At 55.2% G+C, this 13,000-nt stretch carries 14 protein-coding genes; 8 read left to right on the forward strand and 6 right to left on the reverse strand.

Going from position 1 to position 13,000, the window contains the following annotated elements; translation table 11 throughout:
* Positions 1–65 precede the first annotated feature (65 nt).
* The 3 genes from GDJ97_RS08405 to GDJ97_RS08415 form a co-directional block, all read right to left on the reverse strand.
* Positions 66–2,606, reverse strand: coding sequence for a DEAD/DEAH box helicase family protein (locus GDJ97_RS08405; RefSeq protein ID WP_152070844.1), 2,541 nt, complete (start codon positions 2,604–2,606; stop codon positions 66–68).
* A gap of 392 nt (positions 2,607–2,998) precedes the next feature.
* A complete protein-coding gene (locus GDJ97_RS08410; protein WP_226808970.1) occupies positions 2,999–3,727 on the reverse strand; it encodes a nucleotidyl transferase AbiEii/AbiGii toxin family protein in 729 nt (242 codons plus the stop codon).
* Between the two features lie 89 nt (positions 3,728–3,816).
* Positions 3,817–4,341 (reverse strand): type IV toxin-antitoxin system AbiEi family antitoxin domain-containing protein, encoded by a 525-nt coding sequence (locus GDJ97_RS08415; protein ID WP_152070846.1) that lies wholly within the window; start codon positions 4,339–4,341, stop codon positions 3,817–3,819.
* Between the two features lie 589 nt (positions 4,342–4,930).
* Between GDJ97_RS08415 and GDJ97_RS08420 the strand changes: the two genes are divergently transcribed.
* Both GDJ97_RS08420 and GDJ97_RS08425 read left to right on the forward strand, forming a co-directional pair.
* The gene (locus GDJ97_RS08420) at positions 4,931–5,209 is read left to right on the forward strand and encodes a hypothetical protein (RefSeq protein ID WP_211158995.1); all 279 of its coding nucleotides are present in this window, start codon (positions 4,931–4,933) and stop codon (positions 5,207–5,209) included.
* Positions 5,210–5,328: 119 nt separating this feature from the next.
* A complete protein-coding gene (locus GDJ97_RS08425) occupies positions 5,329–5,604 on the forward strand; it encodes a transposase (protein WP_152070847.1) in 276 nt (91 codons plus the stop codon).
* A gap of 106 nt (positions 5,605–5,710) precedes the next feature.
* On the opposite strand, the gene GDJ97_RS09425 is transcribed toward GDJ97_RS08425, so the two are convergent.
* Positions 5,711–5,860, reverse strand: coding sequence for a hypothetical protein (locus GDJ97_RS09425; RefSeq protein WP_193221374.1), 150 nt, complete (start codon positions 5,858–5,860; stop codon positions 5,711–5,713).
* Positions 5,861–6,068: 208 nt separating this feature from the next.
* On the opposite strand from GDJ97_RS09425, the gene GDJ97_RS08430 reads away from it, so the two are divergent.
* Complete coding sequence (locus GDJ97_RS08430; protein ID WP_193221375.1) at positions 6,069–6,839, forward strand: nucleotidyltransferase; 771 nt, start codon at positions 6,069–6,071, stop codon at positions 6,837–6,839.
* Positions 6,840–6,843: 4 nt separating this feature from the next.
* Positions 6,844–7,617: a hypothetical protein gene (locus tag GDJ97_RS08435; RefSeq protein WP_152070848.1), complete on the forward strand. Its 774-nt coding sequence runs from the start codon at positions 6,844–6,846 to the stop codon at positions 7,615–7,617.
* Positions 7,618–7,628: 11 nt separating this feature from the next.
* Here the strand turns inward: GDJ97_RS08435 and GDJ97_RS08440 are convergent, their stop codons facing one another.
* Positions 7,629–8,402 (reverse strand): class B sortase, encoded by a 774-nt coding sequence (locus GDJ97_RS08440; protein WP_226808972.1) that lies wholly within the window; start codon positions 8,400–8,402, stop codon positions 7,629–7,631.
* A 713-nt stretch (positions 8,403–9,115) separates the two neighbouring features.
* A complete protein-coding gene (locus GDJ97_RS08445; RefSeq protein WP_193221376.1) occupies positions 9,116–9,700 on the reverse strand; it encodes a helix-turn-helix domain-containing protein in 585 nt (194 codons plus the stop codon).
* Between the two features lie 173 nt (positions 9,701–9,873).
* Between GDJ97_RS08445 and GDJ97_RS08450 the strand changes: the two genes are divergently transcribed.
* From GDJ97_RS08450 to GDJ97_RS08465, 4 genes are read left to right on the forward strand one after another with little or no spacing between them, the layout of a single operon-like run.
* Positions 9,874–10,083: a DNA-binding protein gene (locus GDJ97_RS08450; RefSeq protein ID WP_152070850.1), complete on the forward strand. Its 210-nt coding sequence runs from the start codon at positions 9,874–9,876 to the stop codon at positions 10,081–10,083.
* Positions 10,073–11,137 carry a site-specific integrase gene (locus GDJ97_RS08455; protein WP_152070851.1) on the forward strand — a complete coding sequence of 355 codons (1,065 nt, stop codon included), beginning with the start codon at positions 10,073–10,075 and terminating at the stop codon, positions 11,135–11,137. The genes GDJ97_RS08450 and GDJ97_RS08455 overlap by 11 nt, the downstream gene beginning before the upstream one ends.
* The gene (locus GDJ97_RS08460) at positions 11,130–11,768 is read left to right on the forward strand and encodes a hypothetical protein (RefSeq protein ID WP_152070852.1); all 639 of its coding nucleotides are present in this window, start codon (positions 11,130–11,132) and stop codon (positions 11,766–11,768) included. Before GDJ97_RS08455 ends, GDJ97_RS08460 begins: the two co-directional genes overlap by 8 nt.
* On the forward strand, positions 11,768–12,997 hold the full coding sequence (locus GDJ97_RS08465; protein ID WP_152070853.1) for a virulence-associated E family protein: 1,230 nt from the start codon (positions 11,768–11,770) through the stop codon (positions 12,995–12,997). The genes GDJ97_RS08460 and GDJ97_RS08465 overlap by 1 nt, the downstream gene beginning before the upstream one ends.
* Positions 12,998–13,000 lie beyond the last annotated feature (3 nt).

Here is a 13,000-nt window from a genome sequence, read left to right on the forward strand (position 1 = left end):
CCAGGATTGAAAAACATCTCAAGCGCTTTAATACGGTCGGTTTTGGCGAGGAATCCACCACGAGTCTACCTTTGTTCCTTAGCTATGAATGTTTCAACCCTGGTATCAAGGATCTGGTCGGGGCGAAGGTTGTGCTGGTCGATTAGCATCTCGCATTCCGCCAATCGACCTCCCTCATTAAGCGTTCCATGACTTAGGATCGCAATCAATTGACCAATCGATTTTACAAGTTCGTTAAGCTTATTAAGCGTAAGCACTAATGCTGATTCTGCACTTGCATTCTTGTATGCCAAATTATTTGGATGAACAGATATTGCAAAACATTTCATTTTTGGATACTGAGCTCGTAACCACTCTTTTGCGACCTGAAGCTGTCCATGTTCTTGTTTCGTGAGCGGATTATCCGAAAGTTTTTCGTTTTTTGCTTCAAAGGCAAAAGCAATATCCTCTTCTTCAAAAACCCAGGCAACGTCGGGTCCGTCACCGTTATCGTCGTAACGTTTCGAGCTGGCACCAAGGTATTTCCCCAGCAGCTCAAGTTTTGATTCGAATTCTTTTGAATCGCATTGCTCCGATAAGGAATTCAAGTCTGTGTCGAATTTCGTCGACACATCGCTGCTTTTTCGAGTTTGGTACGAAATGAATTCAATTATCTTTCTTGCTTGCAAGCTAACGTCAGAGTCTGAGCTAGAGAACATGGGCTTAGCAAGTGAACGGTTGAGCCCGTTTGCGCGAGTTTGTAGCTCTCTGGAAGTCTCTACATCGTCATCCGAATAGGCAATTTGAGCTGCCAGGCGGAGGACAAGTCCCTTTACTGAATTGTCTATATTTTCACTATTCGTAAATTGTTTTAGGAGCTCGACAGCTCGACCACTCCTGCCTTTGCGCCATTCGTTTAGCGCTTTTCTTTCACAGAGAGCAAAATCTTCGAGCATGCTGTCGTCAACAGATTCAAAATCGTTGACCTTATCTGCCACATAGCTTGACAAATAGGCTGCAAAATCGGGGTCGTCATTGACTCCCTGATCGATAACCTCAACGAAGTCATTTGCTGACTTTACTTCGTTCATAATGCCTTGCCCGCATTCGATTTGGGCTCTTGTTGTAGGGGTCAAGAACACAGCATGGCGGTTGTCATTAACCCACTCGCAAAGATCGAATCCAATCAAAGCAACGACACAGTAATCACCCGAACCCCTTGTACCTCTGCCCATTGCTTGCTCAATGTTTTGGGCGATTGAGCGGGCATAGACTTTGCTATGGACTAGGTTTTTCGACATCAATTTATGGTGATCGGACATCCCCTTGGGGATGCCTGAGACGACAAGCATACGGCATGCATCGCCTGGCAAGTCAATACCGTTGTATCGATTTGCAAATACAATTGGTGTGTCCAGCTTGCTTACCTTCAGGTCGTTTACAGCCTGAACAACCTCGCTTCCTTTTACAGTGGGGATTCCCAATTGTTTCCATTGCTCTGCAGTTGCAAAGCTCGGTTCGAGAACTACGACGCCCTTTTTGTCTTTCGCAAGGGCAATCATTTTCTCGACGAGCGCGGTTCGAAGCTCTTCTTTTGCCCCAATCTCGAGAACCATCCTCCGCCCTACACCAGCAAGTGTTTTGGGGGAGATGACGTTGATGTCATCTTTCTTGCATCCAAACGATCTAACGATTGCACTTTCGTCAGCAAACGTTGCAGACATGTACACTCTTCTAGGTGCTTCTTCGAATGTCGGAAACTTCTCCACAAGGGGAAGAATTGGAGTAATTGAGAATCTGTCGCGACTCAGTGTTGCAAGACAGTACTTGAGATCGTCTTTGATGAGATCCCAGCCAAAGCTTATAGAGTTTGCCGTAAGCGTGCCTTTTTTATTTGACGCTGCGAAATCAGAAATGCTTCGGGCGACCTTCTGTCGATGCTTTTCCCACGCCCAGAATGGGACCTCCAGCACCTCTTCGCCAGCTGTGCGAGTCCCAGAAACGAAATCGTCGAAAGTTGACACTTTATCGATATCATCAAAGCTTGAGCGAAAGAGCATCGCAACTTTTTGATATAAGTCAGGTGCATCCGATGCATTTACCTCCACCGTGAATGCGCTTCGAACCGAGTCAAAGGAAGAGTGCGCATCATCTATGATGATTACTGAAACTTCCTCGGCTTCGGGTCCTCCTTCCAAGCCGAAGGAGGACTTGCCGTTAAAGAGGGCTTGATAATGGGCAACGAGAATCGTTGAGCCATTTCTGAAATCCGCAGTAAGCGATCCCCTTCCGTTATATTCGGAAGCGGGTATTCCAAGTGTCCTTGCTTGTTCGCACACTTGATGGACAAGCTGTTTGTTGTCGACAAGGTACAATGCTCCACGTTTTAGCTCTCGTGCACTAGAGAGGGCAATCAGCAGGCCTATAAGGGTTTTGCCGCCTCCCGTATTAAGCTTGATAACGGTGTCTTTCGTTTTTCTGTTAGCAAACCATGCATCAAGTACCTCAGCCTGGCTGCTATGTAAATCATCAAAGGATTGGGGTTTCGGCAGCCTATCGAAAATCTCATCAGGCTTTATGCGCAGCGTAGAGTTCTGCGATGCTGCCATCTTTTTAAAATCAACCATTTGATAGTCCTTAGCTATGCTGTTCGACGTTGCAAATCAGATGTTGCCTGTTTTGACCATTTCATCGCTTCGAAGCTGCAGTTCGATTCTGCCTTGAGGTTTTCAGTTTGTTCCAGGACCTTCTCAGATACCTCTTCAATAGCAAAAACCTCTCTCCAGTTTGTCCTATTTACGCTCAGTCTCAAAAATTGACGAAATTCCATGGGGTCAAATCTGGGTCACGGCTTTTCGGGTCATCGGAGGCTATTTTGTAGGTCACAGTGGGTCACGAAAGCTGGCGAGTGGGTTCTCAAGGTGTTTTAATTGCATGGCAAGAGAGAAGCGGTAGACAGGCCCCGTTCCTACTGTGCGCTTTCCCCAGGCCGGCGCCGCCCGTCTGCTTCCGCCCGAGCCTACCGGGCGTCTTCGATCCTGGCGACGAATTCATTGACCCACCGAATCGCCTCGTCAACATCCTGGAGCACGGGCAGGCCCTCTGCGAGGGAGGCGTACATCTCATCCCATCCCTTTTGCTTGGCAATGGCCGGCGGCCAGGCCTGCGCTCGCCTGTAGGAGAAAAGCCTCCGGCAGGCGGCCCTCGCAGCCGTAAGGTCGACCTCGGCTCTGGCGTCGATCAGCTGGAGGTCGATGAGATCGCGGGCCCGATCACCCGGACCGGAGACGGCGTGGAGCTTCTGGGCGACCTGGTGGTCGAGCGGCATGAGGGGAACTCTGCCGGGCGCGGGGAACCCCATCGCCTCGAAGAGCTCGCCGGCGTCCGTCAGCTCGGCCCAGTCTGGCGCGTCGGCGTCGCCTATCTCGTTGTGGCCGACCTCGAGCGGCACCGTGCACCAGGGCTTCCCGAGGTAGTCCAGCTTGACGTCATACGGCTGCATGACGTACTGCTCGGGAATCCCATCGGGTGAGGCCGGGTCCTTTTCTACCACGCGGCCGGAGAACCCCTCCCAGCCGGAGCGGAGCCCCGAGTCGAGCTGGGCGGCGTAGGCTGCGGGATCGGTCGCCGTGGCGGTGTCTAGGTCCGTGGTGAACCGCGTGTTATCCTCGCCGAAGCGCATCTTGAGCGCGCTGCCGCCCTTGACGACCCCGTCGGGGAGCATGCTCGCCACGATCGCGTTCGCCATCACGGTGCGCGCCCTCACGAAGTCCTGGGGCGCGCCCCCGCAGAGCCTGCGTATCGCGTCGTCGAGATGGCGCATGCTGTTGGGCCTCTTCATCGGGTTATCTCCTCCTTGATCCGCTCTTCCTCCTCTTTGGTTATGTAGCCGCGCGCGAGCGCCTCGCTTGCGGCCTCGACGGCCCTGTCGGCCCCCATGGTCTTCGAGGCCGCCGCGATGGCGGCCGGCAAGGGCTGGCAGGCGATGCCCTCCAGGTAGACGGGGACCGTCCCGCCCATTCGCTCCAAGGTGACCCCGGGGCCCAGATTGCGCCGGCAGCGCCTCGGCGACGCGAGACGCATTTTAGTAGGGTCGGTCGGCGCCAGCCCCAGTAGCGCCACAACCGATTCTCCGCAGAGGAAGGCATCTTCACCCGCCGCCTTCACGGCGATGGCATAGGGCGCCTGCGGCTGCGATGGCCAAATGGGCATGCGGTACACGCCGCGCGCGACGCGCACGAGCTTCCCCAGCTTTTCTTGCTGGACCATCTCCGCCCTGGACATGCCGAGCCCGGCTGCCTCAGCAGAGGTGATTAGGCCGAAGTCGTCTACCGCCTCGTATATGTCGTCGATTTTAGCCATACCGAAAGTATAGCGTATTTACTATACTTTTGACCTATCAAAAGTATGCAGCCCTGAGATGGTGCCTGCAGTGCGCCATGGGTGCTGGGGGTGCGCCCCAAATCCTGGAGATAATCTCTCGAGGAGGAATCGAAATGGCGTACTCAAAAGAAGCAATCGATGGAGTTCTGGCATATTTGGACGAGGGACACTCGGCTCGAGACGCGGAGCGCCGCTTCGGCGTGAGCCATGAGAGCGCGGCCAGGTGGAGGCGCAAACGCGACGGCAAGCCCATCCAGCCATCCTGAGTTCATTGCGCAGACCCCTATGCCGGGACGTCCCCCTTCGCCTTCCTTGGCTCCGCCACACTCGCTCAGAACCAGGCTCTTCAGGCAAGGCGCGAAAAACTTTTACTGCGCAAAACTCGAGCCCTACCGGGTTTTCGCTTGATTCCTTGCCCTCGGCCAGAACCTGAGCGGCTTCCGAATCACAAGGCAGGCCAAAGGGGCCGGCCACGAACAAACGGAGGTCATCATGAGCAATTTCGAACTTCAGGAGAAGGCAGTCAAGGCAGCCACCCGCTTCATCGAGCGCAAGGGCTTCGAGCTTTTTGAGACCGGTTGGACTTCCCCCCGAGGGAACCCAGATCGACCTGATCGCCAGCGACGAGGACACCCTGGTCTTCATCGACGTCACCGCAACCGAGTACGGCGGGGGCGGCTTCGGGGGCGGCAAGATCCCCCGCAGCGACCTTGGGATCGCGGCAGCGTCCTGGCTCGCAGGCAACACGCCCGACGGCGACATCCAGGTCCGCTTCGACATCATCGACATGCTGGTCGTGAGCACCGACAGGGCGCTCCCGAGGCACCACATCAACGCCTTCAGCTGAGGGGTCGAGTAACCGACCTCCATCCCGGCCCCAGCTGGAGGGCCGGGAGCCCTGGATTGGCTACACTATCTTGGGCAGGAAAACGAGGGAGGAAGATCGCTTGAGAGAAAGGACCTGAGATGGTGGACCCGCAGCACCCCAGGCACTTCAGCGAGGAGTTCAAGCGCCAGATAGTCGAGCTCTACAACGCTGGCAAGCCGGTTTCGAAGATCATGTCCGAGTACGACTTGGGCCGGTCCACGGTGAGGCGCTGGATCACCAGGATCAACGAGACCGGATCCAGCAAGGCGGCCGGAAGCAGGACACCCGAGCAGCAGCGGCTTCTGAAGCTCGAGAAGGAGAACAAGCGCCTGCGGCGTGCTGCGGTGTTGTCAGCGAGCAGCCCCACGCTGTAGGGGCTCGACACCGCGAGGAACGCGTTGCGCTCGTAGTCGGATGCCGACTTGCCGTGGTTCTTTTTGACAACCGAAAGCTTGCGGCGCAATACCTCGGCTAGGAAGCTCACATCGCCGCAGGCGGGCTCAAGGAAGCGGCTTTCAATGCGCTCGCATTCGGAAGCCACCTATCGAGCATGGCGTTGACCTCGCGCTCGTTAGTGAAGACCTCGCCGTGGTCCATGACTCGATCTCGGGATTTGACCTGTTTGGCCATAGGTGCCCCTGAAAGATCGCGGAATATTGCACTGCTTCAGAATGTATCAAGGCCCATCTTGATACAAGGTAGAAATTGATGCGCAGAACTTGTCGGTGCGGTTTTGTCTCCAGGTGGCTGATAGAATACTCGTGATTAATAAACTGACTAAACATAAATCAAGAAGCTACGAACGTGTCTCTATAGCTTGATTCGATAAGGAGGAGCCATGACTGTTAATTCGTATTTGCAGGGCAGAGCAAATGACTTGGTTATTCGTGAAACCGAGAAAGAGAAGATTCAAAAATCGGTTGATACCATAAAATTAAGGCTCAACGGTTATTATGGTAGCGACTTGTCAGATGTCCTTTTATTCGGGTCTTACACGAGGGGGACTATCCTCCCCCGCTCGGCAGACTCACGCTCAGACATTGACATCATGGCAGTATTCAAAAATGAGTACGGATGCAAGCCGCAAACTTTCCTAGACAAACTTAAGAAATTTGCTGAATACCGGTACCCAAATAGCATCGTTGCTCAATCGAGTCCCTCGATCGTTCTGAAAATGGAACATATCACGTTCGAAATTACCCCTGCATACAAGAGCTGGTACGGCTACTATATACCGGCAAGCAGAAGCGAATGGCAAGCAACCGATCCGAACGGATTTAACAACATCCTCGTCGAGTGCAACAAGAACAACGAATACAAGATCAAACCTGTCGTTCGCCTCATGAAGCTATGGAACCTTTCGTTAAACGGCAGAGACATGGCATCTTTCGAGCTAGAGAAGAAGATCGCTGAAGAGCTGAAATATGCATATCTCTGCTGCTCTTCCTACACCGAATATCTGAAAAAGGCCTTCTTCGCCATTCAATGGGATACGAATTGGAAGAAAGTCGACGATGCGGTCCAACATATCGACAATGCTCTGGAATACGAGGCGGATGATATGCCGTACAGCGCTCTCTCGGAAATAAAAATAATTTTCCCGGAGTGATTCCATGAGCACCAGGGATGACCACTCATCAGTATACAAAGTTGCCACAGGTCTCGGCGTAGCCGAAACCGTACTGTTCGCGTTGACGGTAGTTTTAAACCTGGCTGCGACAGTGGCTCCTAACGATATATCGTTCTGCCTGAACATCGCAATCGCGATATCGGCGTTCACTTACTCGGCTATATATATGATCGACGACCTCCATGTGTGGTACCAAGCTGAGAACGGGCGGCGAAAAGGCGCCATTGAAAACGCTTTCCATACCAAGTTGACGCCGATGCGCACGGAAGGTTATTACAACAACGGCGCCGGCGATTCTGAAACGAAATATGCGCTCAACCTATACGAAAGCTGCTATTTCACTGAGGCAATCTTGAAGAAAATGCTTCCTGGGATAATCGTGAAAATTACTCTATCGGCAATCGCTCTGACTGTTTTCATGTTCTGCTTCGATCCTGCGGTGGTAGTGATCTTGGCTCAGGGCATTTTCTCTACTTGCGTTCTCTTCGGCTGTACGGGAAGCATAGTATGCTATACACGGGTCAAACGATTGAACGAGATCTTTTTTGACATCTTTGTCACTCGGCAATACGACGGAAGTGGCATCGATGCAATTAAGCTCAAATCGACGGCCCTAGAATACGAAGCCGTGAAGGCGCATTACAAAACTAGGCTTAGTTCTAGAGTTTTCAACAAGCTCAATGATCAGCTTTCTCGAAAATGGAATGATTTGCTGCAAGAAATGAATCCCGCGACCGTTTTGGCGAGTGCATCGTAAATCTCGAATCATTAGGCTGCCGACAACGCATAAACGACTGTTCGAGAATTGACGGTCTGGTATGAGCAGGTCGCGAAAGCGAATACTTTGCTCGACCCATCGTATTCAAGCAGAACGAGGTCGCTTTTGCCAATCCACTCGGCAATCGCGCTTGGGTCGTCGAAGCTTGGGCATACGGTCTCAGCACTGGCGTCCACGACGTCCATGGCAATGACCGATAGCTCATACGTGCCGCCATCGCGGGTATGCAGGAAGATGCGCGAATGGCTTCGCGCGTAATCTTCCTCGCTGTACTTCGTGAAATCCGCGAACGCGCTGCCGTCGGACATGCTGCGCCCGTAGATCGGGACGAGGAGCGACTCTTCCGTGCAGTCGGCGTCGATGTATGGGGTGCCGCAGCCGCCTTGGCCGAGCGCATCCAGGTAGAGATAGGCCTTCGGGTTCCGCTTATCGGGCCTGGCTACCGGTTGGCTTATGTTCGTGCTGGGCACCTCCATCCAGGCGACGATTTCCTGGGACAAGCTGTCCCAGTCGATACCCCGGGGCTCCTCATGCTCGCTTTCCCCTGACACGGCGCCTTCGAGCGGCTCCGCGATCTCGGCCTTGTCGCTGTCGTCTGTGGCGATCCAGGTGCATAGCGCGGCGACGGCGAGTGCGGCGAGCACCAGGCCAAGGCCTTGGAGCTCATCTTCAGGATTGATGAGGAGTTCGGCCTCAAGCCGAAAGAGATCGGGGGGGGGCGAGGTCGTCCTGACGATCGGCCCGTCGTCGAAGAAAGCGCCCAAGCTCGCTCAGGCGCTCAAAGCTTGGCTTGCGCAGATTGATTCGGAATAGTCCGGCGAAATCACCTCCGAGCAGCTCGCCGAATGGAAGGCGAAATTCGGAGCCTAGCAAGCCACTTTGGGAATGATTGAGAATCACTTCTTGCGGTCAAAACCACTTTTTTCGTTGTTGCAAGGGGCATTTTGAGGCTGAGATCAGCTTAATTATTGATTTGTCATCCCCTCAATTTGACCTGGTGTTTTAGTCAAATACCACCGAAAAAGGCCCAGTGATTCGCGATTGATTCGGATCACCCTCAAACAGCGCGACAATCGCCAGAACACTCGTCGCAGGTGGTTTGGCGATTGTCGCTTTTTCACTATGTTGTCGCATGGTCGCCATGGGGTGTAACGAATACCGAATCCATAGAATGACAGCAAATCAAAATACCTGTTCAAAGGCATAAAAATACCCCGGAAACTTACGCTTCCGGGGTGGAATCATTCTCTTGTTTTGCAAGTGCCTTGATTCGCTATGACCCTCAATGGAACTTTATGAGCCATGGTGAATCATTTCAGGTGGCTTGGCAAAATTAGCCTAGGGTCACTCCCACTCGATAACGAGCGTCGCAGGTAGATGGGGCGCTCGGATTGCCTCAACCTGTCTTATCAGGCATTTTCTCATCACAGCTTGATACACATTTGGTCCTCACAGGAAGGAATGATCAAGGCGCAGGCTATATCTTCCCCGCTCGATGAGCACGATCCAGCTCATTCTGGAGTGACTCCGGCATCATCTCCACGGCGTGTACGGCACCTTCCCGCTCTTCGCCCGCAAGAGTCTTTCCCGTATAGGGATCAGGAATCTCTTCACCCATCCAGTTATTCAAAATCGTCGGGTTATAAGTGTCCTTCCAGTCTTCGTATTCCTCGCGCGAAATCTTGCCTTCTTCAAGCTGTGCGAACTTCCTCCCCCAGTCCATAAGTGCTTTCGGTACCATTCCGTACCCATAAGCGCGCAAGCTGGGAGAACCTTCTCCATTCGGCTCCAATTTGAATGATTGCTCAAAGTTAAACAGCATGTGAATAAATTGGAGTTCGTTTTCGACTCCATAGACTTCAAATGCCTCCGGGCGCACTTTAAGCGCTTTTGCCAGCGATTCGAGATGTTTCTCCTTCGGATAGCGCGCGCCCAACTCATAGCTTCTCAGGGCAGATTCCCCTAGACCCGCCACCTTTGCCAGGTCTTTCTGTGTCATTCCCCGTCGTTCGCGTAACGCACGGATCTTCATGCCCATACGCAGCTTGTCCGAATTGCGCATCATCGCTTCTTTCGTGGTCAATTCCCCGTCGTTCATTAGGTTAAACGAGATACATCACATTTTCGTGATGATAATTCAGTTTTTCACTTTACCTCACATTTTTGTGAGCTATTCTATCTTTCGAAGCACCTCACATATTCGTGAGGTGCAAACCGACTGAAAGGAGCATTCCAATGTCCAGCCAATTCATGAACGCCGAGGAGGTTGCAGGGGCCACGGGCATGAGTAAGTCTTATGCGTTCAAGCTGATCAAGACTTTGAATGCAGAGCTTGCAGCTCAGGGAATCATGACTATCCCCGGAAAGGTCCAGCGCTCGTACTTTGAGGCACGGCTTCTCTCCGCCCCCTCTAGGCAGAAGGCGGCGATGAGCCATGTCGGTTAGCCAGGACAAGAAGCGCGGGACCTGGACAGTCGAAGCGTGGTACCGCAACTCCATGGGCGAGCGTCACAAGAAGACGAAGCGCGGGTTCACCTCCAAGAAGAAGGCCGTCGCTTGGGAGCGCGACTTCCTCGCGTCCTGCGAGGAGCGCGTCGAGGTCACCGTCGAGACCTTCGTCAAGAACATGTACGCACGCGACGTCTATCCCCGGCTCCGCACCGGCACCAAGCTCACCAAGGATGCCATCATCAACAAGTACATCCTCCCGTTCTTCGGTAAGATGCGCCTCTGCGACGTCAAGGCCGCAGACGTTGTGCGTTGGGAGAATTGGCTCCTTGAGCAGGGCCTGTCGCAGAGCTATCTCCACACCATTTGCAACCAGTTCTCGGCCATCTTCAACCACGCCGTCCGATTCTACCGCTTGCCCCAGAACCCCATGTTGGCGGCGGGAAAGGTCGGCTCCAAGCGCCCTGAGAAGGAAATGCTTTACTGGACCCCTGCCGAGTTCAAGCTCTTCTCCCAGGCCATCGAGGATAAGCCTCTCATCTACCTCGCTTTCCTGACGCTCTATCTATCTGGCTGCCGCGAGGGCGAGCTCCTCGCCCTTCGCCCGGAGGACATCGACTTCGAGCTCAATGTCATCCGCATCCGTCGCTCCTACGCCCGCATCAAGGGAGAGGACGTTATCGGCCCGCCCAAGACGCGAGCCTCGAAGCGCGACATTGTGATGCCGAGTCTTCTCCGCGAGGAGCTGCACGATTATCTGGCAATGCATCCTGAGATCGCTCCTACCGACCGGCTCTTCCCCGTCACGAAGCACGCATTGTCCCATGAGATGAAGAGGGGTTGTGACCTCTCGGGTGTGAAGCGCATCCGTATCCACGACATCCGCCACTCTCATGTAAGCGCCCTCATCAACAGTGGTTACTCGCCCACGGCGATCGCCGACCGCATGGGCCACGAGACCGCCGAGGTCACGGAGATGTATGCGCATCTGTTCCCCTCGACCCAGCACGATCTTGTGGAGGCCCTCGATGGGGTGATGTCGGATGTCTAGGCCGATTTTGGACGCCAAGGGGCGCCGTCGCTGCAAGACCATCGCCTTTCGCATGTCGCCCGCAGAGGCAGACCAGCTCGACCTCCGCGTCGCCCTGAGCGGCCTGTCGAAGCAGGACTTCATCGCGAGAAGCCTGTTGGAAGGCACTTTTACCGTGGTCGCGACCACCCGTATGCGCAAGGCGGTCAAGGAGCGCGTGGGGCCTGTCGTAGCGGAACTCCGACGTATCCGGCGCGCAGGAGATATGGACGACGAGCTCGTCGAGTCGCTTGAGACGCTCTCCGCCTTCGCCGGGTCGTTCGTACCCGAGCGCTCCCCCGTGGAACTTGAAGACGCGCTTATCGCAAACCTCGGGATGGACGACGGCCTCCCCTACCAAAGCTCGACCGTCGCCCAAAAACATGAGCCCAACGTAAGGAGGACCCTGTCGATGAATCTTAGCATGATGAATTCCGCCCGACGCCGCGCCGTCTTGCGCGACTACGGCCTCGACCACCCCCTGTCGGAGGAAGAGCTGGTTGAGCGTCTGGTCGACGTGGAGCTTCGCCTCAGCCGGCTCGAAGCGCTTGTCTCCGGCAAGAACTACCCCGTCAATGGCCCTCGACGCCCCCAGTCTCGTGGGGTGGCCTGATGGGTACGCAGAAGCACGACGACGTCCCCGAGCCGCAGCCCCCGGAGCGCCGCTCCCCGCCGACGGTCAACGAGATCGTCGAAGAGCTCAAGTCCCTCCCCTTGAACGTCGGCTACAACCGACTCGCGAACGAGCTCTTCAAGACCGGGCCCCTCCCCTGGGACGCGGATGCGAGGGAACGCCGGTGGCGCGACAGCGACGACGCGCGGCTCTTCGCCCTCCTCCAACAGACCATCTCCCTCCAGAAGGAGAAGTTCATGCTGCTCGCATTGACCATCGTCGCCGAGGACAACGCCTACGACCCGCTCGTCGCCATGCTCGACGCCCTCACCTGGGACGGCACTCAGCGCGTAGGGACGCTTCTCAACGCCTATCTCGGTGCGGAGAAGAGCGTATACGTCTCGGAGGTCGAGCGCATCCTGTTCTGCGAGGGCATCGCCCGCGCCTACAACCCGGGCTGCAAGGCCGACTACATGCCTATCCTGTGCGGTGCCGGGGGCATCGGCAAGTCCTCCTTCGCGAGGGGCCTTGCCATGCGCGACGAGTACTTCAGCGACTCCGTGATTAACCTCGGTGACGTCAAGCTCACGGGCGAGCAGAACCGGGGCAAGTGGATCATTGAAATCCCCGAGCTCAACGGCATGTCCGAGCGCTCCGTCGAGAGTGTCAAGGCCGGAATTACCCGCCAGGTCGACGAATTCCGCGGGGCCTACTGCCGGCGGACGGAGGCTTTCCCACGGCGCGTGGTCTTCGTCGGTACCACGAACGAGGCCGACTTCATCCGCGAGCGGACGAGCGGCGCAAGGCGCTTCCTCCCAGTGCTCTGTGGCATCGAGCGCACAGAGAATTCCGTCTTCGACGAGGACTTTCCCGCCGCCGTCCGCCAGGCATGGGCGGAGGCCCGTACCTGGATGAAGACGGGCGACCCCCGCTTCTCAACCATCCTCACACCTGAGATGGAGGCCGAGGCAGCCATGCAGCGCGGACGCTTCGTCGAGGAAGACCCCTGTGTGCAGAAGGTCCTCGCATATCTCCCCGGTAATACCGACCGTCCCATGTGCACGTTCGAGATCCTCGATAAGGCCCTCCACCTTGAGAAGACCAAGGCCAACTGCAAGATGGTCAGCCGCATCCTCTCGTCGCAGTGCCCCGGTTGGGTTCCGGGCAACAAGCGTCTCTGCCCTCCATACGGCAAGCAGCGCTGTTGGGTGTTCCGGGGAATGGATTAGGGC

The organism is Collinsella sp. AK_207A (assembly GCF_902501965.1).
Taxonomy (GTDB): domain Bacteria; phylum Actinomycetota; class Coriobacteriia; order Coriobacteriales; family Coriobacteriaceae; genus Collinsella.

Excerpts from the sequence above, each read along its gene's own strand:
- GDJ97_RS08450 (WP_152070850.1), top strand. The coding sequence starts at position 9,874 with ATGTCCAGCCAATTCATGAACGCCGAGGAGGTTGCAGGGGCCACGGGC.
- GDJ97_RS08465 (WP_152070853.1), top strand. The coding sequence starts at position 11,768 with ATGGGTACGCAGAAGCACGACGACGTCCCCGAGCCGCAGCCCCCGGAG.
- GDJ97_RS08410 (WP_226808970.1), bottom strand. The coding sequence starts at position 3,727 with ATGGCGAACGCGATCGTGGCGAGCATGCTCCCCGACGGGGTCGTCAAG.
- GDJ97_RS08455 (WP_152070851.1), top strand. The coding sequence starts at position 10,073 with ATGTCGGTTAGCCAGGACAAGAAGCGCGGGACCTGGACAGTCGAAGCG.
- GDJ97_RS08415 (WP_152070846.1), bottom strand. The coding sequence starts at position 4,341 with ATGGCTAAAATCGACGACATATACGAGGCGGTAGACGACTTCGGCCTA.
- GDJ97_RS08460 (WP_152070852.1), top strand. The coding sequence starts at position 11,130 with ATGTCTAGGCCGATTTTGGACGCCAAGGGGCGCCGTCGCTGCAAGACC.
- GDJ97_RS08405 (WP_152070844.1), bottom strand. The coding sequence starts at position 2,606 with ATGGTTGATTTTAAAAAGATGGCAGCATCGCAGAACTCTACGCTGCGC.
- GDJ97_RS09425 (WP_193221374.1), bottom strand. The coding sequence starts at position 5,860 with ATGGCCAAACAGGTCAAATCCCGAGATCGAGTCATGGACCACGGCGAG.
- GDJ97_RS08435 (WP_152070848.1), top strand. The coding sequence starts at position 6,844 with ATGAGCACCAGGGATGACCACTCATCAGTATACAAAGTTGCCACAGGT.
- GDJ97_RS08425 (WP_152070847.1), top strand. The coding sequence starts at position 5,329 with ATGGTGGACCCGCAGCACCCCAGGCACTTCAGCGAGGAGTTCAAGCGC.
- GDJ97_RS08445 (WP_193221376.1), bottom strand. The coding sequence starts at position 9,700 with ATGCGCAATTCGGACAAGCTGCGTATGGGCATGAAGATCCGTGCGTTA.
- GDJ97_RS08430 (WP_193221375.1), top strand. The coding sequence starts at position 6,069 with ATGACTGTTAATTCGTATTTGCAGGGCAGAGCAAATGACTTGGTTATT.